This window comes from Plantactinospora sp. B5E13 (assembly GCF_039871775.1).
In the GTDB taxonomy this organism is placed as follows: Bacteria; Actinomycetota; Actinomycetes; order Mycobacteriales; family Micromonosporaceae; genus Plantactinospora.
In genome coordinates this window covers 131,073-148,922 of record NZ_JBDPLT010000003.1, presented here as the reverse complement: position 1 = coordinate 148,922, position 17,850 = coordinate 131,073, and the positions used below count along the sequence as shown (strand labels likewise).

The 17,850-nt window shown below is 71.6% G+C and carries 15 protein-coding genes and 1 pseudogene; 11 read left to right on the top strand and 5 right to left on the bottom strand.

What is annotated here, in order from left to right:
• The first annotated feature begins 145 nt into the window (after positions 1 to 145).
• Both ABGB05_RS04365 and ABGB05_RS04360 read left to right on the top strand, forming a co-directional pair.
• Entirely contained in the window at positions 146 to 1,066 is a 921-nt protein-coding gene (locus tag ABGB05_RS04365; RefSeq protein WP_347651821.1) for a proline dehydrogenase family protein, read from the top strand.
• A 33-nt stretch (positions 1,067 to 1,099) separates the two neighbouring features.
• On the top strand, positions 1,100 to 1,636 hold the full coding sequence (locus ABGB05_RS04360; RefSeq protein WP_347651820.1) for a DUF1697 domain-containing protein: 537 nt from the start codon (positions 1,100 to 1,102) through the stop codon (positions 1,634 to 1,636).
• Positions 1,637 to 1,825: 189 nt separating this feature from the next.
• On the opposite strand, the gene ABGB05_RS04355 is transcribed toward ABGB05_RS04360, so the two are convergent.
• Entirely contained in the window at positions 1,826 to 4,108 is a 2,283-nt protein-coding gene (locus ABGB05_RS04355; RefSeq protein WP_347651819.1) for a right-handed parallel beta-helix repeat-containing protein, read from the bottom strand.
• Positions 4,109 to 4,523: 415 nt separating this feature from the next.
• Here ABGB05_RS04355 and ABGB05_RS04350 point away from each other — a divergent pair, with 415 nt between their 5' ends.
• The 6 genes from ABGB05_RS04350 (at position 4,524) to ABGB05_RS04325 (ending at position 10,333) form a co-directional block, all read left to right on the top strand.
• Entirely contained in the window at positions 4,524 to 5,258 is a 735-nt protein-coding gene (locus tag ABGB05_RS04350) for a permease prefix domain 1-containing protein (protein ID WP_347651818.1), read from the top strand.
• A 73-nt stretch (positions 5,259 to 5,331) separates the two neighbouring features.
• Positions 5,332 to 6,873, top strand: a complete 1,542-nt coding sequence (locus ABGB05_RS04345; RefSeq protein ID WP_347651817.1) for a hypothetical protein — start codon at positions 5,332 to 5,334, stop codon at positions 6,871 to 6,873.
• Between the two features lie 528 nt (positions 6,874 to 7,401).
• A complete protein-coding gene (locus ABGB05_RS04340; protein ID WP_331214529.1) occupies positions 7,402 to 7,614 on the top strand; it encodes a helix-turn-helix domain-containing protein in 213 nt (70 codons plus the stop codon).
• A 342-nt stretch (positions 7,615 to 7,956) separates the two neighbouring features.
• On the top strand, positions 7,957 to 8,058 hold the full coding sequence (locus tag ABGB05_RS04335; protein ID WP_007465623.1) for an AURKAIP1/COX24 domain-containing protein: 102 nt from the start codon (positions 7,957 to 7,959) through the stop codon (positions 8,056 to 8,058).
• Between the two features lie 120 nt (positions 8,059 to 8,178).
• A complete protein-coding gene (locus tag ABGB05_RS04330; protein ID WP_347651972.1) occupies positions 8,179 to 9,291 on the top strand; it encodes an NAD-dependent epimerase/dehydratase family protein in 1,113 nt (370 codons plus the stop codon).
• Positions 9,284 to 10,333 carry a lysophospholipid acyltransferase family protein gene (locus ABGB05_RS04325; RefSeq protein ID WP_347651816.1) on the top strand — a complete coding sequence of 350 codons (1,050 nt, stop codon included), beginning with the start codon at positions 9,284 to 9,286 and terminating at the stop codon, positions 10,331 to 10,333. The genes ABGB05_RS04330 and ABGB05_RS04325 overlap by 8 nt, the downstream gene beginning before the upstream one ends.
• 9 nt (positions 10,334 to 10,342) lie before the next feature.
• On the opposite strand, the gene ABGB05_RS04320 is transcribed toward ABGB05_RS04325, so the two are convergent.
• From ABGB05_RS04320 to ABGB05_RS04310, 3 genes and pseudogenes are all read right to left on the bottom strand, one after another.
• Entirely contained in the window at positions 10,343 to 11,197 is an 855-nt protein-coding gene (locus tag ABGB05_RS04320) for an HAD-IB family hydrolase (RefSeq protein ID WP_347651815.1), read from the bottom strand.
• A gap of 365 nt (positions 11,198 to 11,562) precedes the next feature.
• Positions 11,563 to 12,435, bottom strand: a pseudogene (locus tag ABGB05_RS04315) (DUF5667 domain-containing protein); the annotation flags it as partial.
• A gap of 259 nt (positions 12,436 to 12,694) precedes the next feature.
• Positions 12,695 to 13,618 (bottom strand): ECF subfamily RNA polymerase sigma factor, BldN family, encoded by a 924-nt coding sequence (locus tag ABGB05_RS04310; protein WP_347651971.1) that lies wholly within the window; start codon positions 13,616 to 13,618, stop codon positions 12,695 to 12,697.
• 737 nt (positions 13,619 to 14,355) lie between these two features.
• On the opposite strand from ABGB05_RS04310, the gene ABGB05_RS04305 reads away from it, so the two are divergent.
• The 3 genes from ABGB05_RS04305 (at position 14,356) to ABGB05_RS04295 (ending at position 17,088) form a co-directional block, all read left to right on the top strand.
• Positions 14,356 to 16,071: an AMP-binding protein gene (locus ABGB05_RS04305; RefSeq protein ID WP_347651814.1), complete on the top strand. Its 1,716-nt coding sequence runs from the start codon at positions 14,356 to 14,358 to the stop codon at positions 16,069 to 16,071.
• Positions 16,058 to 16,315, top strand: coding sequence for a glutaredoxin family protein (locus ABGB05_RS04300; RefSeq protein ID WP_347651813.1), 258 nt, complete (start codon positions 16,058 to 16,060; stop codon positions 16,313 to 16,315). Before ABGB05_RS04305 ends, ABGB05_RS04300 begins: the two co-directional genes overlap by 14 nt.
• A gap of 122 nt (positions 16,316 to 16,437) precedes the next feature.
• On the top strand, positions 16,438 to 17,088 hold the full coding sequence (locus ABGB05_RS04295; protein ID WP_347651812.1) for an HAD hydrolase-like protein: 651 nt from the start codon (positions 16,438 to 16,440) through the stop codon (positions 17,086 to 17,088).
• Between the two features lie 31 nt (positions 17,089 to 17,119).
• Here ABGB05_RS04295 and ABGB05_RS04290 read toward each other — a convergent pair whose 3' ends face one another.
• Complete coding sequence (locus ABGB05_RS04290; RefSeq protein WP_347651811.1) at positions 17,120 to 17,785, bottom strand: response regulator transcription factor; 666 nt, start codon at positions 17,783 to 17,785, stop codon at positions 17,120 to 17,122.
• Between the last annotated feature and the right edge of the window lie 65 nt (positions 17,786 to 17,850).

The following is a 17,850-nucleotide window of genomic DNA, read 5'->3' as shown; positions in this document are numbered from 1 at the left end:
CGCCCGGGCCGCTCACCGGGCGTCTCCGGAGACCTCCGGGCGTCTCCAGGGCTGTTCGCCGGGCGTCCCCGGGCTGTTCGCCGGGCGTCCCCAGTCCCGGTCCGGTCCCCGCGTGCCGCCGATCGGCTGGCGTTACGCTCGGCACATGCTCCGATCGGTCATCCTCGCCGCCTCCCGGTCATCCCGGATCGAGCGGCTCGTCGAGACGGCCCCGTTCACCCGGGACGTCGTCCGCCGGTTTGTCGCCGGCACCGCCACCGACGACGCGCTGCGCGCCACCCGCCAGCTGGTCGCCGACGGTCTCGCGGTCTCCATCGACCACCTCGGCGAGGACACCGTGACCGGGGAACAGGCGACCGCCGTCCGGGACGCGTACCTGGCGCTGCTCGGCCGGCTGGCCGAGGCGGGGCTGACCCCGGCGACCGAGGTCAGCGTGAAGCTCTCGGCGCTCGGGCAGCGCTTCGACGAGCGGCTGGCCCGGGACAACGTCCGGGCGATCTGCGCCGCCGCCGAGGCCGCCGGGACCACGGTCACCCTGGACATGGAGGACCACACCACCACCGACTCGACCCTCGACATCCTGACCGAGCTGCGGAAGGACTTCCCGGGTACGGGCGCGGTGCTCCAGGCGTACCTGCGGCGGACCGAGGCGGACTGTCGGGACCTGGCCACCGCCGGCAGCCGGGTACGCCTCTGCAAGGGTGCGTACAAGGAGCCGGAGTCGGTGGCGTACCAGTCCACGCAGGAAGTGGACAAGTCGTACGTCCGATGCATGAACATCCTGCTCTCCGGCGCGGGATACCCGATGCTGGCGACGCACGACCCCCGGCTGATCGCGATCGCCGAGGACCGCTCCCGGTGGTTCGACCGGGGACCGGACGAGTTCGAGTTCCAGATGCTCTACGGCGTACGTCCGGAGGAGCAGGCCCGGCTCGCCGAGGCCGGGCACACGCTGCGGGTCTACCTGCCGTACGGCACCGACTGGTACGGCTACCTGATGCGCCGCCTCGCCGAGCGGCCGGCGAACGTCGCGTTCTTCGCCCGGGCACTGGTCAGCCGGGGGTAGGTCGCGCCCACCCGGGTAGACGAAGGGACCACGATGACCCGGTACGTGGCACTGCTGCGCGGCGTCAACGTCGGCGCGGGTACCGAACTCGCCATGCCGGAGCTGAGCCGGATCGTCACCGGACTCGGTGGCACGGACGTCCGGACGTACCTGCGGAGCGGGAACGTGGTTTTCGCCAGTGAGGAGGATCCGGACCGGTTGGCCGGGCGGATCCGCCGATCCCTCGCCGACGAACTGGCCCTGGACGTGCCGGTGCTGGTCCGGTCCGGTGCGGAGCTGGCGGCCCTGCTGGACGGCAACCCGTACCTCGGTGTGCAGAGCGACGAGGTGAAGCTGCTGGTCGGGTTTCTGGCCGAGCCGCCCGACCCGGCGCGGGTCGCCGCGCTGACCGTGCCCGAGGGGGAGACCGCCGAGTTCACCTTCGCCGGCCGGGAGCTGTACCTGCACTATCCCGACGGCTTCGGCAGGAGCAGGTTCAGCAACGCGTTGCTGGAACGGCGACTCGCCGTCGCGATGACGATCCGGAACTGGCGTACCGTCCGCGCCCTGGCCGAGCTGACCGCCGGCTGAGCCGAACGGGCGGGGCCGAGCCCGGTTCCCCGGTGGTCGTACGTACGACGGGGGCGCACCCGGTCCCTCGGAGGTCGGGTCCTGTCGGACCTTCTCCCCGGGGGAGCGGATGCGCCCCGTTGGCGTTGTCGGTGCTGGTCTCCGTCACCGGCTACCGGTACCGACCACCGGCCTGGTCAGCGGCGGTGTTCAGCCGAAGCAGTTGTCGATGTGCTCCGGGCTGCCGTCGCAGTTGGTGGGCCGGTTCTTGATGATGGTGGTGTCGTCGTCCACATCCACCTTGGCGTCCTTGGCGAAGACACCGCCAGGCTTCTTGGTGGAGTTGTTCTCCGCCACCTTGCTGTCCACCAGGCGGAGCTTGCCGTCCTTGACGAAGATGCCACCGCCCTGGGACTTGTTGCCGATGGCGTCGTTGTAGACGACCTCGCTGTCCCGGACCGTGACGTCCGAGTCCTTGCCGAAGATGCCGCCACCGTCGCCCCGCGCCGTGTTCGCCTCGACCTTGGTCTTCTCGACCAGGAGCGAGCCGTCCAGGCTGAGGAGGCCGCCGCCGTCCGAGTTTGACGTGTTCCGGCTGACCTCGGACTTGCGTACGGTCACCGTGCTCTTGGCGGCGGCGATACCGCCACCCACCTTGGCGGTGTTGAAGGTGATCTTGCTGTCCTCGACCGTGGTCCGGGCGAAGACGCTGGCGATGCCGCCACCGACGCCGGCCCGGTTGCCGTGGATCTCGGCCTTGTGGATCCGGGCGACCCCGAAGGCGTTCACGATGCCGCCACCGAAGCCGTGGGTGTTGTTGTTGCTGACCTGGACCCGTTCGAGCTTCAGGTCACCCGTGTTGGCGATACCGCCGCCAGCACCCTTGTCGTCGGTGTTGTTGTCGTTGATCTGGCTGTAGGTGATCTCGGTCTCGCCCTTGTTGAGGATCGCGCCACCCGCGCCGCCGTGAATCGCGGAGTTGCGGGTGAACTTGCTGTCCTTGACCTTGGCGCTACCGCCGTCCTCGACGAGGAGGCCACCGCCGCCCTTGCCGCGACCGTTCTTGATGGTGACGTCGCTGAGGACCAGCTCGCCGCCGTCGCCGACGGTCAGGATGCGGAAGTCCTTGGCGTTCGCGGCCCGGGTGATCGTGGCACCCTCACCCTTGATCGTGATCCGCTCGTGGATCACCGGCAGGCCCGACTTGTCGTCGTGCTTCTTGTCGTCGTGCTTCTTGTCGTGCTTGCCGCCGTTGACGTTGTTCACGCCGTTCGTCGTGCCGTGGTCGTCGTACTTCTTCCGGTCGTGCTTCTTGTCGTGCTTGTCCCGGTCGTCGTACGCGGTGAGAACGTAGGTGCACTTCGGCGCGAGCCGGAGGTGACCCCCACCCTGCGCGTTGGCGTGCACCAGTGCGGCGATGAGCTTGTCGGGGTCGCAGGGCACCGACTCTTCGTCGTGCCGCTCCTCCTCCTTCTTCTCGTCACCGCAACGCTCGCCGTACGACCCGGAGCGGTCGCCGGACGAGCCGGAGTTCTCGCCGTGCCAGCCGGAACCCTCGGAGCCCTTGGAGCCCTTGGAGTCCTTGGAGTCCTTGGATCCCTTGTCGTCCTCGGAGCCCTTGGGGTCCTTGGATCCCTTGTCGTCCTTGTTGTCCTTGTTGTCCTTCGGGTCCTTGGACTCCTCCGGCTTCGCCTTCGGGTCCTTGGACTCGGTCGGCTTGGGCGCCGGGTCCTTGGACTCGGTCGGCTTGGGCGACGGCTCACCCGACCCGCCGCGGCCTGAGCTCTCGCCCGACCGCTGCCCCGAGTCCTGCCCCTGCTCGCCGTGCCAGCCCGAGCTGTTCGACCCCGAGCTGTTCGACCCCGAGCTGTTCGACCCCGAGCTGTTCGACCCCGAGCTGTTCGACCCCGAGCTGTTCGACCCCGAGCTGTTCGACCCCGAGCTGTTCGACCCTGAGCTGTTCGAGCCCGAGCTGTTCGAGCCGGACTCCTCGCCGTGCCAGCCGGAGCTGTTCGACCCTGAGCTGTTCGAGCCGGAGCTGTTCGAGCCGGACTCCTCGCCGTGCCAGCCGGAGCCGTTCGACCCTGAGCTGTTCGAGCCGGAGCTGTTCGAGCCGGACTCCTCGCCGTGCCAGCCCGAACCGTTCGAGCCGCTCTCGGAACCCGACTCGCAGTGGTCGCTCCGGCCCTGCCAGCCGCCCTCGGAATCCTTGCCGTCCTTGCCCTCTTCGTGCCGGCCCTGCTCGTCCTTGCCGTCTTCTTTCTTGCCGTCTTTGTTCTGGTCGTCCTTGTCCTGCTTGTCCTTGCCGTTGTCCGAGGCGACAACCGACAGCTTCCCCAGGTCCAGGTTCGGCAGACCCTGCGCGCCAGCCATGCTGGCCACGCCCGTGATGCCGGCGGCACCGGCCACGAGGCTGCCCGCGACGATCCCGCCGGCTAAGAACCACCGGGACCGTCGCCTTGTTGGGCGCGTTCTGGGCTGACCGGGATCCACCTGGTTCCCATGGAGTTCAGACATGAGCTCCCTGCCTTTCGGATACAAGACACGCCCGCACCACGGGGCGCGGATGGCGACAAATGGTTTGTCACCACTGATGGTCACCGTACGGCGACCATCAGGTGCATCACGGGCCTACGCGAAGAAAACCCACGATTCAGCGGAAATAAGACTGTCGGCGCCCGAACGGGGTGAACCGGTGTCTATGAGGACCAGACAAGGAGCAATCGTGGTTCGGGCAGGAAACTGCAGACCGTCAGTCGACAGCTGTTACCACTTGTTATTTCCCAGACCGCTCGTTGCTCCGCAATTACGACATCAGGCGCAGGCGACGCCACCGGGTCGAAACCGCTCCGATGCCTCCGGGAACCTCCGGATGTGGTTTCCGGCGGTCCTCCGGAAGACTGACCTGGTGACCGATGCGATCGACGACTACGTCTCGACGGTGGGAGCCGAACTGAGGGGATCGGCCCGCCTCCGGGCCGACATGCTCGCCGAGATCCGCGACGCCCTGGTCGACGCCGCCGAGAGCCACCAGGCTGCCGGTCTCGCCGGCCAGGAAGCCGAAGAGCAGGCCGTACGGGAGTTCGGGTCGGCGCGCCGGATCGCGGCCGGACTGCAGGAGGTGCTGGCCGTGGCGCACGGTCGGCGTACCGCGCTGGTCTTCCTCGCCGTCGTCGGCGTCCAGGCCCTCGGCGCCGAGCTGCTCGGTCACCTCGGCGGCTGGCGGATGATGTGGGGCGACGAGCAGCCCGGTGCGGCGTACCTCTGGCTGGCCCGGACGACCGACCTGCTCGCCGGGGGCGCCCTGGTCGCCGCCGTGGCTGCGGTCCTCCTGCTGGGTCGGGGACTGCGGCATGTCGGGATTCGACTCGGGCTGGTGCGCCTCACCGCCGCACTCGCCGCGACCATGATCGTGCTGACCGTGGGGTGTGGCGTGCTGCTCACCGTACTGCCGTCGTCGGCCGGCGCGGCGGTGACGGTGACCGGCGTGACCGGCGCCGTCCTGTCGGCGGTGCCGGTGCTCGTCTGCGCCCGGCGCAGCTGGCTCGCGGCGGTCGGTCCGGGGCGGGCTCTGATCTACAGTGGACAACGCGGGAAACCTGATCCTGACTGGATTTCGGCCCGGCGGGCGCGGCAAAGGTGACGGTTCGGTTCCGATTCGTCGGCCGGCCCGGCCGGAGTGGGCAGGACTGGACACGAGGTCGTACTCTCCGGCCGTGACTGACGGGGACACCGGGACCCGCCCGAGCGGCGGTGACGACACGTACAGCGGCCACCCGCCCACCGCGCACCCCTCGTCGGATCATCCGCCGCTCGGCGGCACCGCGCCCGTCTCCGGCTATCCGGCCGTGGGTGGCTACGGACCGCCTCCGGGACATCCCGGGCCGGGCGGATATCCGGTGTCGTCACCCGCCGGCCCGCCACCGCCGTACGGCTACCTGCCACCCGGGGGCCTCCCGCCGGAGTTCGGCCAGCGACCGCCCCGCCGTCCCCGGCTGTGGCTGTGGGTGACTCTCGGCATGGTCGCGGCGCTGCTCTGCTGCGCGGTACCGGCCGTCGGCGGGGTCCTCGCCCTCGACCGGTTCGACGACGCGGAGGGCACGGCGGCCGGTGCCGGCGCACCCAGCCCGAAGGCCGGCGATCCGCCGACGGTCACCCAGGAGTGGCTCGGCGAACGGGTGGTCGAACTGCTCGACAAGCAGGCGACCGCGCTGCTCGGCGGTGACGAGGGCGGCTACCTGGCGGTGGCTGAGCCGGGCTCTCCGGTCTCCCGCGACCTGCGCCGCCAGTTCCGTACCCTGCGCGCGATGCAGGTCACCCAGTGGAAGCCGGAGTTGCGCGGCAAGCTGGTCCAGACGTTCGAGCCGGGGCAGTGGCGCGCCGACCTGAGGATCAGGCACTGCTTCGTGGTGCCGGCCTGCGAGCCGATCGAGATCGTGGTCCGCACCACCTGGCAGGACGTCACCGGCCAGCCCCGGATGATCGGCGTCGAGGAGCCGGAGTCGCAGGGTGACCGACCCCGCCCCTGGGAGGTGGACGAGCTCGTCGCCTCGACCAGCGAGCGGGTGCTGGTCGCCGCGCCCCGGGCCTTCCGGGACCGGCTGCCGAAACTGCTGCGCGAGGCGGACCGGGCCGCCCGGATCGCCGACCGCTACGCCGCTGACGGCACCCCGCCCGACCGCTACCGGATCTTCTACGCCGGCCCGAACGAGTGGAAGCGGTGGTACGGCGGAGACCGCGCGGAGTGGACCGCCGGGTACGCCGTCTCGATCGGTTCCGGCCAGTACGACGTGGTGCTCAACTCCGAGAGCCTGCGCGACGGCGAGTACGCCGAGCTGCTCCGGCACGAGCTGACCCACACCGCCTCGCTCTCCGGCACGCCCCGACTGGAGAACGGTGCCTGGTGGCTGGTCGAGGGTCTCGCGGAGTACGCCGCAGCGGTGGGGCGCCCGGTGAACCGGTACCCGACCCTCGCCGACGTCAGGCGGCTGACCGACTCCGACTGGAGTGGCGAGCTGGACGACCTGCTGCCGGACGAGGACGCCCCGGACTGGCGGGTCTCGGCCGCGTACGGCGGCGGCTACCTGGCTGTCCGGCATCTCGGCGACCGTTTCGGCGATGAGCGGCTGCTCCGGTTCTTCAAGCTCGTGGTGCACGACGGCGACTCGGAGGAGGAGGCCGCCCGCCAGGTGTTCGACGCGGACTGGTCGGACCTACACGACGAGTGCGTCGACTACATCCGGAAGACGGCCGACTGACCCGGGCTGGTCGGTCCTCCGACCAGGCCGCGACGTGACGCGTGCCCGGCAGATGGTGTCCGGGGAGGGTCATACCACCGGCCGACGGTCCGGCTTCGTCGACGGTCGTGCGGGCGCCGTGCCCGGGCCTGAGATAGTAGATCTCGCTCCCAGCGCGGAGCCCCGACTCGCGTCCGGAAGCGACTCGGGGCACCCGTCCGGTGGCTCCGGTGGCGCCGCCGGAGCCACCGGGCGCCGCATCCCGTGCCGCGCCGCATCCCGTGCCGCGCCGCATCCCGCGCCGCGCCCGCGCCGTGCGTGCCAGCCGCCGCGCGACGAGAGAATCCGGCCCGACAAGCCGACCGGAGAATCCGGCCCGACCACCCGGGCGACCGGCCCGGACCTGTCGGCAAGGATGATCAAATGTCCGAAGGGATCGCGCCGGTCACAGCCGTCCCGCTACCGTACTGGTAACACGCGCGTGGTCGCCCCGGTGCGGAACCTCCGGCCGGTCGGCCCGCGCCGGGGAATGGGATGGATCGGTGAGCCATGGCAGGATCACCACAGTCCGACGGCCGGCTGCCGGAGGTCAGGTTCCTGACCGTCGCCGAGGTGGCGACGCTCATGCGGGTGTCGAAGATGACCGTCTACCGGCTCGTGCACTCGGGTGAGCTGACCGCGGTCCGGGTCGGGCGGTCGTTCCGGGTGCCCGAGCACGCCGTACACGAGTACCTGCGCGGTGCCTTCCAGGAAACCGCCTGACGACGGTCGGGTCGGTCCGGGTCCGGGGTCCGAGCGCCGGGCAGACCCGTCAACCGTGCCGAGCGGGGAGCCTCCCGACGGCGTACACCGCCGTCGACGTGACCACGGCACCGGGCGATCGACACGGCACCCAGGTGCCCAGGCGGTCCGGACGACGATGAGACCGGGGGCGCGTTCGTCCGGTCGACGACCGAGGGCTACGCTGGAGCGCGACCGTGGCCACGTGCCGGTGTGGGCGAGAGCCAGACCGTGCCGGTCCGGTCCGTTGTCCAGCTCGGTTACCGATCACCCCGCTGGGGGTGACTCCGGTCCGACCCGCAGATGCATCAGAAGGGCTGTCGTATGGGCTCGGTGGTCAAGAAGCGCCGCAAGCGCATGGCGAAGAAGAAGCACCGCAAGCTGCTGCGCAAGACCCGCGTCCAGCGTCGCCGTCTCGGCAAGTGACCCTGGCCGGGCCTCGGCCCGGCCAGCGGTGACGCCGGTCAGCTGTCGACCTCTGGAGGCCCACGTGACGATGTCGCGGTGGTCCGGACCCGGCCCGGGGCGACCCGTGCGGGGCACGAGGTGACCCCCGGAAGCACCCCAGGTGCGCCGGGGGTGGTCGTGGTGACCGGCGTGAGCCGTTTCCTCGGCGCGCACGTCGCGGCCCGGCTCGTCGCGGACGACCGGATCAACCGGGTCATCGGGCTCGACGTGCTCGACCCGGCACCCGAACTCGCCCCCCTGCTCGACGGGGTGGAACGCGTCCGTGCCGACGCCGGCGCGGTGAGCAGCGTCGTCGACGACCTGGGCGCCGACGCTGTCGTACACCTCGCCCTGCTCACCGCGCCGGACCAGCAGCAGGGCGGCCGGGCGGCGATGAAGGAACAGAACGTCATCGGCACGATGCAACTGCTCGCCGCCGGACAGCGGGCATCCCGGCTGCGCAAGCTGGTCGTCCGGTCGTCGACCGCCGCCTACGGCGCCTCGTTCCGGGACCCGGCCGTCTTCACCGAGGACACCGAGCCGCGAGCGGTGCCGCGCGGCGGGTTCGCCCGGGACATCCTCGACATCGAGGGGTACGTCCGCGGCTTCCGGCGCCGTCGCCCGGACGTCACCGCCACCGTGCTGCGGTTCGCCCCGTTCATCGGCTCGCGGGCGAACACCACCCTGACCCGCTACTTCGCCCAACCGGTCGTACCGACCGTGCTCGGGCGTGACCCCCGGCTGCAGTTCGTGCACTTCGACGACGCCCTGGAGGTCCTGCACCGGTCGGTGGTCGAGGACCACCCCGGGACGTACAACGTCGCCGGGCCGGGTGTGCTCTCCCTCTCCCAGGCGATCCGGCGGGCCGGCCGGGTAGCCGTACCGGTGCTGGAACCGGGACTCTCCGGGGCGGCCGGGCTCGCCCGTACCCTCGGCTTCGGCCGCTACAGCCTCGACCAGGTCGACCTCTTCGTGCACGGCCGGGTCGTCGACACCACCAGGCTGATCAGCGAGTACGGCTTCACCCCGCGCTCCACCGCCGCCGCGTTCGACGACTTCATCCAGGGCCACCGTGCCCCGGCCCCGCTCGGTCCGGACCAGTTGCACCGCGCCGAACGGATGATCCTCGACGGCATCCGCCACACCCGGGCCGCGGTCCGGGACCGGATCGGCCAGCTCAGCGAGGTGCGGGGCGGGCGGACCGATGACTGACGAACCGGCCGATCCCAGCGGTCCGGAGCGACGGCACGACGACGCGCCGGCGGAGGAATCCGCCCGGCGGCACGACGTGGACGACTCCGTCCGGCGGTTCGACGAGGCGCCGGTGGCGGATCCGGCGGACCTGGACCGGCCGGCGCGGCGCAACGGGCACCGGCCCGCGCCGATCGCCCCGGCCGTCGCCGACCAGCCGGGCGACGTCTGGGACCGGCGGGTCGCCGCCGGCCTGGCGTTTCTCCGGCGGCGCCTCTCCGGCCGGTACGAGGTCGACGAGTTCGGCTTCGACCCGGAGCTGACCGACCAGGTCTTCCTGCCGTTGCTGCGCCGCCTCTACCGCGACTGGTTCCGTACCGAGGTGACCGGGCTGGAGCACCTGCCGGTCGACGGGTCCGGTCTGGTGGTCGGCAACCACTCCGGCACGGTGGCGTTGGACGCGCTGGTCCTGGCGGCGGTGCTGCGTGACCGGCATCCGACCCGCCGGCACCTGCGACTGCTCGGCGCGGACCTGGTGTTCCGGATGCCGATCGTCTCCGAGCTGGCCCGCAAGACCGGCGGTACGGTGGCCTGCAACCCGGACGCGGAGCGGCTGCTCGGCCGGGGCGAGCTGGTCGGGGTCTTTCCCGAGGGTTTCAAGGGGATCGGCAAGCTCTATGCCGAGCGCTACAAACTGCAGCGGTTCGGCCGGGGCGGATTCGTCTCGGCGGCGCTGCGCACCGGGGCCCCGATCGTCCCGGTGGCGATCGTCGGGGCCGAGGAGACGTACCCGATGCTCGCCGACATCAAGCCGCTGGCCCGGCTGCTGAAACTGCCGTACTTCCCGGTGACCCCGACGTTCCCGTGGCTGGGGCCGCTCGGCGTGGTCCCGCTGCCGAGCAAGTGGCTGATCGAGTTCTGTCCGCCGATCCCGACCGCGCACCTGGTCGACTCGGCCGACGATCCGCTGGTCGTCTTCAACCTCGCCGACCAGGTACGGGAGACCATCCAGCAGACCCTGCACCAGTTGCTGGAGCGGCGGCCCGATCCGTTCGGCCCCTGAGCGTCCCGCTCACAGGTGTCGGCGGCGACGCATCGCCAGGCCGGCGGTGACCACCCCGGCGACCAGGCCGGCGGCGGCGGTCGACGGTACGGCGATCCGGGCCGCCTTCCGGCCGGTGCGGAAGTCGTACACCGTCCAGTTGTTGTCCCGGGCGGTCCGACGCAGTGCGCTGTCCGGGTTGATCGCCACCGCCCGCCCGACCGTGCAGAGCATCGGCAGGTCGTTGCTGGAGTCGCTGTACGCGGCACAGCGGGACAGGTCGAGTCCTTCGACGGCGGCGAGCTGGGTCACCGCGTCGGCCTTGGCCGCGCCGTGCATCAGGTCCCCGACCAGCCGTCCGGTGTACGCGCCGTCGTGGACCTCGGCGACCGTACCGATCGCGCCGGTCAGCCCGAGGCGGGCCGCGATGACCCGGCCGATCTCCACCGGGGCGGCGGTGACCAGCCAGACCCGTTGGCCGTCGGCCAGATGCTGCTCGGCCAGGGCCCGGGTGCCGCGCCAGATCCGTGGCGCCATCAGCTCGTCGAAGATCTCCTCGGTGAGCCGTTCGATCTCCTCGATCCGCCAGCCGGCGACGAAGGCGAGCGCGGCCTCCTTCACCTGCGACATGCTGCCGGCGTGCTCGGTGGCGAGCACCCGAAACCGCAGTTGCTGCCAGGCGAACCGGGTCAGGTCCCGGGTGGTGAGGTAGTTGCGGGCGGCCAGGCCACGGGCGAGCCAGTAGATCGAGGCGCCCTGCATCATCGTGTTGTCGACGTCGAAGAAGGCGGCGGCACAGGGGTCGGCGGGCGCCGGTGGGGCGTCCGCCAGCCCGGTGGGTGCCCAGCCCGCGGTGTGGCCGTCCGGGTCGGTGCTGATCGTCATCTTGCTGACGGTCGCCCTGCGGGTACGGGCCACGCGCGGACCTCCTCGCTCACACGTACACCAGCGAGGGTAACGAAGATCTGCGCTGCCGCACCCGTGGTCGTGGGAGTGACCTGACCGGGACCCGGCCGGGCCGGGTCGCCGGCCGGTCAGCCGCCGTCGCCGGGCGGTCAGCCGCCGCTGTCGTGGGCGGCCGGGGACGGGCTCTTCTCCCGGACCGCCGGCTGCTCCTCGCTGGGGGTTGGTGCCGGATCCCGAGGTGAAGCGGTTCGCTCGGGGACCGACGGAGTGTTTGGAGTCCGGCCGCCGGTTCCCTCGGAGGCCGACGGGTTCGGCGGGGTGGTGAGCACCGGACCTCGACCGCCGGGGCAGTTCCGGGGGACCGGGCCGAGCGAGTCGTCCCGACCGGTCGCCCCGGCGCCGCAGGTCAGCGCGGCCCGTAGCCCGTCGGTCCGGCGCTGCACGTTGGCGAGCAGGTTGACCGACCGCTGGGCCGGTTCCCGGTTGGCCCGACCGGTCCGGTCGAGCAGGTCGTCGAGCCGCTGACCCTGCTCGTTGAGGAAACGGTCGACGGCGTCGAGCGCGGCCGGATCCCGACGCTGCACCGTGGCGGTGGTGAGGAGCCGGATGCCCTGCCGGGTGTCGTTGTCCATGTCCCGCAGGACGGCCTCGAACCCGACGTTCTGCCCACCCAGGGCGCTCGCCTCGGCGAGCCGGGTCCGGGCGAAGTCGAGGAAGAGCTGTCCCCGGCTGAGGTCGGAACTGGCCAACGCGAGCTGGGCGCGTTCGGTGTGCCGCTTCATGCCGTACAACGCGTCGCCGGGGACGGCGTTCTCGCTGGCGGCGGACATGCCGGAGACCGCGATCGCGCCGACGGCGACACCGACGACGATGGCGCCCCGGGCGCGGAGCCGGGTCCGGGGCGCCCGGGGCGCGGAGCGTGCGCCCCGGACCGGTGCGGCGGGTCTGACCGCGTCCTCGCCGAGCGGGTCGTCGGCGGTGGCACCGATCCCTTCCCGTTCGGCGGTCGCGACCAGCATGGCGCGCAGGCTGGCCCGGAAGTCGGGGTCGACCTCGACGGGGGACTGGACGGTCCGGAGCCGTTGCCCGACCGCCAACGGTTGGGCGAGGTCGGCGTCGACGCGGGACCGGATGTGGTGGCGGCGGCCACCGTTGGCTTCCTCGAGCAGTTGCGCGAATCGCTCCGCGCGCTGCCGGTAGAACGCGTTCCAACCCACGGCCGACACCTCCCTTCGCTGGTCGCGACGCTTCGGTCGGCGTCGTCGCCGTCCGGTGCGACGGTGGCTGAACGTCAGAGCCTGACCGCGGCGGCGGTCGGACCAGCTGTCCGACCGGCCAGCCGGGGCGAGCCCCGGGTAACCACCGGTCGCACCGGGACAAACGTTCGGCGGGGCGGACCGGTTACGGGCGGCTCCGAGGAGAAATTACGAAGAGTGAGCGGGGTCACCGGGCGTCCGGTCGGCTGCGGGGAGCGCCTCACGGCTGGAACCCGTCGGGCAGCAACCGGGCCAGGGCCCGGACCGCGCGGTACTGCAGTGCCTTGATCGCGCCCTCGTTCTTGCCCATCGCCTGTGCGGTCTCCGCGACGGAGAACCCCTGCAGGAAGCGGAGCACGATGCATTCCTGCTGTTCGGGGTTGAGTTGCTTGACCGCCGTCAGCAACGCGACATTCGTGATGTGTTCGACGACGGCCGCTTCGGGACTTCCCTCCGGACCCCGATCCTCGCGGTCCGCATCCAAGACGTCACCTGTAGTAACTTCGAGTCGGTAGCGCCCCGACTTGAAGTGGTCCGCGACCAGGTTCCGGGCGATGGTCACCAGCCAGGCACCCAGGTCGCGGCCCTGCCAGGTGAAGCTGCCGATCCGCTTCAGTGCCCGCAGGAAGGTGTCCGAGGTGAGATCCTCGGCGAGCTGCCGGTTGCCGACCCGGAAGTAGACGAACCGGAAGACGGTGTCCACGTACCGGTCGTAGATCAGCCCGAACGCCTCGGGCTCGCCGGCCTGGGCCCGCTCGACGAGCGCCCAGACCTCCCGGGCCGGATCGGACGGATCCGGCCGGTCCGGATAACCGGTCCCCGACCCGCCGCCGGAGCCGGTTGTCGACTCGGTGGCCGGAACCACCGGCAGCACGGCCGTCTCGGTGTTCGGATTGTCCAGCTCGGTGTCGCCGCCCGCCGGCGGCCCGACATTCGGCTGGACCGGCATCGCCGGCCGGGTCGGGCTGGCCACCCGACCGCCGTTGACCTGCCGACTGTTGCCGCCCGGTGAACCCTGCCGGGTCGGGGTCTCGTTCGGATGGTGCGGCCGGTTCCGGATCCGTTTCGAGCCCCCGTCGCCCCGCACCGCGAGGCTCAGCATGTCGTCCATGGACAGGCGGAGCCGGGACAGTCCCTCGTTCAGGGCCTGTCGGGTGTTCCGCAGCTGACCGCCGGTGGTGCTGTCGGCATGTCCGTAGGTGCTCACTGGACCTCCCCGGCCGCCCGCGACCGTCTGGCCGGTCGCCCGGGCCGGGCGACGGCGGTGGCCGTACGTGCGCCGTGGACGGCGCGATCCGGCACGGCAGATCCGGGGTGCGCCGTACGACGGCACACGCCCCACAGCTGCTGGTGCTGTGCTCTCACAGGCACGGCGGCCTCCTCGGGCTGAGGGGTGTCGACTCACGGCAAAAGGGGTGAGCCGACCCGAGTGATGATAGGGCCAACGTCACCCATGTGCGGCAAGTCCGTTACACAGAGCCGAAGTATTTCCGAAAGCCACCCGTTCGGGCCGCACCAGTTGTGCGTTGTCGGATCCTGGACAGTGTGGGGACAGTGGCCTTGACCAGGCACAACGCTGAGAAACGCCACCAGGCGGCGCGCCCTTGGCGTGCCGCTGGATGATGTGCTAGTGGACAGCTGTGCCGGTGTCGGATGGACGGTGGCAGGTCAGACCCGGAAGATCGCGAGGACCGCTACGGTCTGGTGGAACGTACCTCGTCCCGATCGGAAAGTCGAGCAACTTCCACGAACGAGCACTCGTTGACGGCAAGTTCCACCACCACCGGTGACTGCCGTCGCGTCGGGACTGACAGTGGACAAAGAGCGTCGCCGGCGTACGAGCGAGCGGACAGCGGCCGGGCTGTGTCAGACTCGGCGACCGTGCAGGATGGAGCGCCCACCCCCGCCGAGTCGCCCACCGCCCCGCCGTCCGACGCCGGCCCGCCCGGTCCGGAATCGGCCGCGGTCACCCTGGCCGATCGGGTACGCCTGGCCGCCGCCACCCGTGGCGACCAGCCCGCCCTGGTCTGGCCCGACGGCACGCTGACCTGGACACAACTCGACCGGGCCGTGGACCGGGTCGCCGACGCGCTCCGCCGACGCCTCCCCGGGCACGGCGACCCGCATCCGGGCCGGGTCGCGATCGCCCTGGGCAACACCCCGGAGTTCGCCATCGCCTTCTTCGCCGTGCAGCGTGCCGGCCTGGTGGCGGTACCGGTGAATCCGGCGTTGACCGGGCCGGAACTGCGACACATCCTGACGGACTCGGCAGCGGCGGTCCTGATCGGCACCGAGCCGGTGCGGGCCACCGTGGCGGCAATGGCCGGCGAGTTGCCGGCGCTGTCCGAGGTGTACACCGCGCTGCCCGGCACCCCGGACGCACCGGCGCCGGACGCCGACCCGGACGCCCCGGACGCTCCGGTGGTGACCGATCCCGAGGCGCTCACCGTGCTGCTCTACACCTCGGGGACCACCGGGCACCCCAAGGGCGCGATGCTGTCGCACCGGGCACTGCTCGCCAACCACCGGCAGATCGACCGGATCTCGCCACCGGTGGTGGGACCCGGGGACCGGGTCCTGCTGGCACTGCCGATGTTCCACGCGTACGGGTTGAACGCCGGGCTCGGCGCGGTGGCGTACCACGGTGCCTGTGGCGTGCTCGTCGACCGGTTCGACGCCGCCGAGACCCTGGACGTGCTGGCGCGACACCGGGTCAGCGTGCTCGTCGGCGTACCGTCGATGTTCGTCGCCTGGCTCGCCCTGCCGTCGTCGGCGGGCGGTACGTCGGTCGGTGCCGGCGGGTCGCTGGAGACGGCGACCACCTCGGTACGGGTGGTCGTCTGTGGGGCCGCCCCGCTGGGTGTCGACGACGCCGCCCGGTTCACCGAGCGGACCGGACACCGGATCGGGGTCGGCTACGGGCTGACCGAGACGGCGCCGGTGCTCACCTCCACCCTGGTCGGACCGGCCGGGAGGAGCGGTTCCATCGGCCGCCCCCTGCCCGGCGTCGAGCTGCGGCTGGTCGGACCCGACGGCGAACAGCTCTGGCAGGACGGCGCGACCGTCCACCCGGGATCCGAAGAGGACGGAAGCGACAGCCCGGACCTGGAACTCCCGTCGCCGGGAACCGATCCCGGCGAGATCGTCGTACGCGGCGCGAACCTCTTCTCCGGCTACTGGCCGGACGGGCACGACGGCCCGGACGCCGACGGCTGGTGGCGGACCGGCGACATCGCGTACGCCGACGCCGACGGGGATCTCTTCCTGGTGGACCGGCTCGGCGAGCTGATCCTGGTGCACGGCTTCAACGTCTACCCGCAGGAGGTCGAACGGGTGCTGAACGCCCACCCCGGAGTGTCGGGGTCGCTGGTGCTCGGGGCGCCGGACCCGCTGGCCGGGGAGACCGTCGTCGCGTACGTCGTACCGGCGCCCCGGGGCGAGGTCACCGCCGCCGAGCTCGCCGCCCACTGCGCCGGCAGCCTGGCCCGGTTCAAACGCCCGGGCAGGATAGAGTTCGTCGAGTCCCTGCCGTACTCGGCGATCGGCAGGGTACGTCGGTCGACATTCCGGGAGGTGACGGGCAGTGGGGACGGCTGAGCCACGACTGACCCTGATCACCCGACCCGGCTGTCACCTCTGCGAGGTGGCCCGGGAGGCGATGGCCCGGGTGGTGACCGTGACCGGCGACCGGTGGACCGAGCTGGACGTGACCAGCGACCTGGAGCTGGAGCGCGACTACGGCGACCGGGTTCCGGTGGTGCTGCTCGACGGCCGGGAACACGGCTACTGGCGGGTCGAGGAGGAGCGGCTGCTGCGGGATCTCGGCGCGGGTCGGGCCTGAGGGACCGGCCGCCGCTGATTCTTCGGGCCGGATCGGACCTCCGAGCCGGCGCGACGTGATCCGCCGCATAGTGCGGTCTTCGGCTGTCGATCCGACCGCCCCGTGCCGCGTATCGTGCTCGGATGCCCCGCAGACGTGACCATCTGGTATGGGACTGGAACGGTACGCTCCTCGACGACCTGCACCTGGTCGTCGCCGCCACCAACGCCGCGCTGGCCACCGTCGGGGGGCCGGTGGTTACCGCCGAGGAGCACCGGACGCAGTTCCGACGCCCGGTGCCGGACTACTACGCCGAGGTGCTCGGTCGGATCCTCGACGCCGAGGAGTACCAGCGGGTGGACAGGCTGTTCCACGAGACGTACCGGCTGGGGCTGCTCGAATGTGCCCTGGCGGCGGACGCGACCACGGCGCTGCGCGCCTGGCACGGCACCCAGTCCCTGCTCTCCATGTGGTTTCACGACGAGCTCGTGCCGACCATCGACCGGTACGGTCTGACCATGCTCTTCGCCCGGGTCGACGGGCTGCGGGCCGGGGTCGGCGGGGAGCGGAAGGCGGCACACCTGGCCCGGCACCTGGCCGCCTTCGGGGTCGACGGTCGGTCGACCGTGCTGATCGGCGACTCGATCGACGACGCCGAGGCGGCCGACCACGTCGGCGCCCGCTGTGTGCTCTACACCGGCGGGGTCACCGACCCGGCCCGGTTGCGTGCCTCCGGCCGACCGGTGGCGGACTCGCTCAGCGAAGCCGTCAAACTCGCCGCCGACCTGGACTGAGCGCTCCGACCGGCCGGTCCCGGCGGGTTGGTCAGGCCCGCAGGTAGGCGAGGACCGCCAGGACCCGTCGGTGCTGCTCCTCGTCGGGCGGCAACTGCAGCTTGGTGAAGATGTTCCGGACGTGCTTCTCGACGGCGCCGTCGCTGACCACCAGGGTCCGGGCGATGGCGGTGTTGGACCGGCCCTCGGCCATCAGCCCGAGCACCTCCCGCTCGCGCGGGGTCAACTGGCGTAGCGGGTCGTCACGGCGGCGGCGGACCAGCAGCTGGCCGACGACCTCGGGGTCGAGCACGGTGCCGCCGGTGGCGACCCGCCGCAGCGCGTCGAGGAAGTCGTCGATCGCGGCGACCCGGTCCTTCAGCAGGTACCCGATGCCGCCGCCGCTGGCCCCGCCGGACGGGCGGACCGTGGCGAGCAGGTCGTCGGCGTACGACACCTCGACGTACTGCGACAGCACCAGGATCGGGGTACGGGGCACCCGCTGCCGGGCCTCCACCGCCGCCCGTAGGCCCTCGTCGGTGTGGGAGGGCGGCATCCGTACGTCGACGATCGAGACGTCGGGGCGGTGCGTCACGATCGCCTCGACCAGTGCCTCCCCGTCACCGACCGCCGCGACCACCTGGTGGCCGTGCTCGGTCAGCAGTCGGACCAGCCCTTCCCGGAGCAGGACGGCGTCGTCGGCGATCACCACACGCATACTGTTGTCTACCACCACGTCGTCGTCGGTCTCCGGCCGCGCCCCGGCTCCACCGGTGTTTGGCT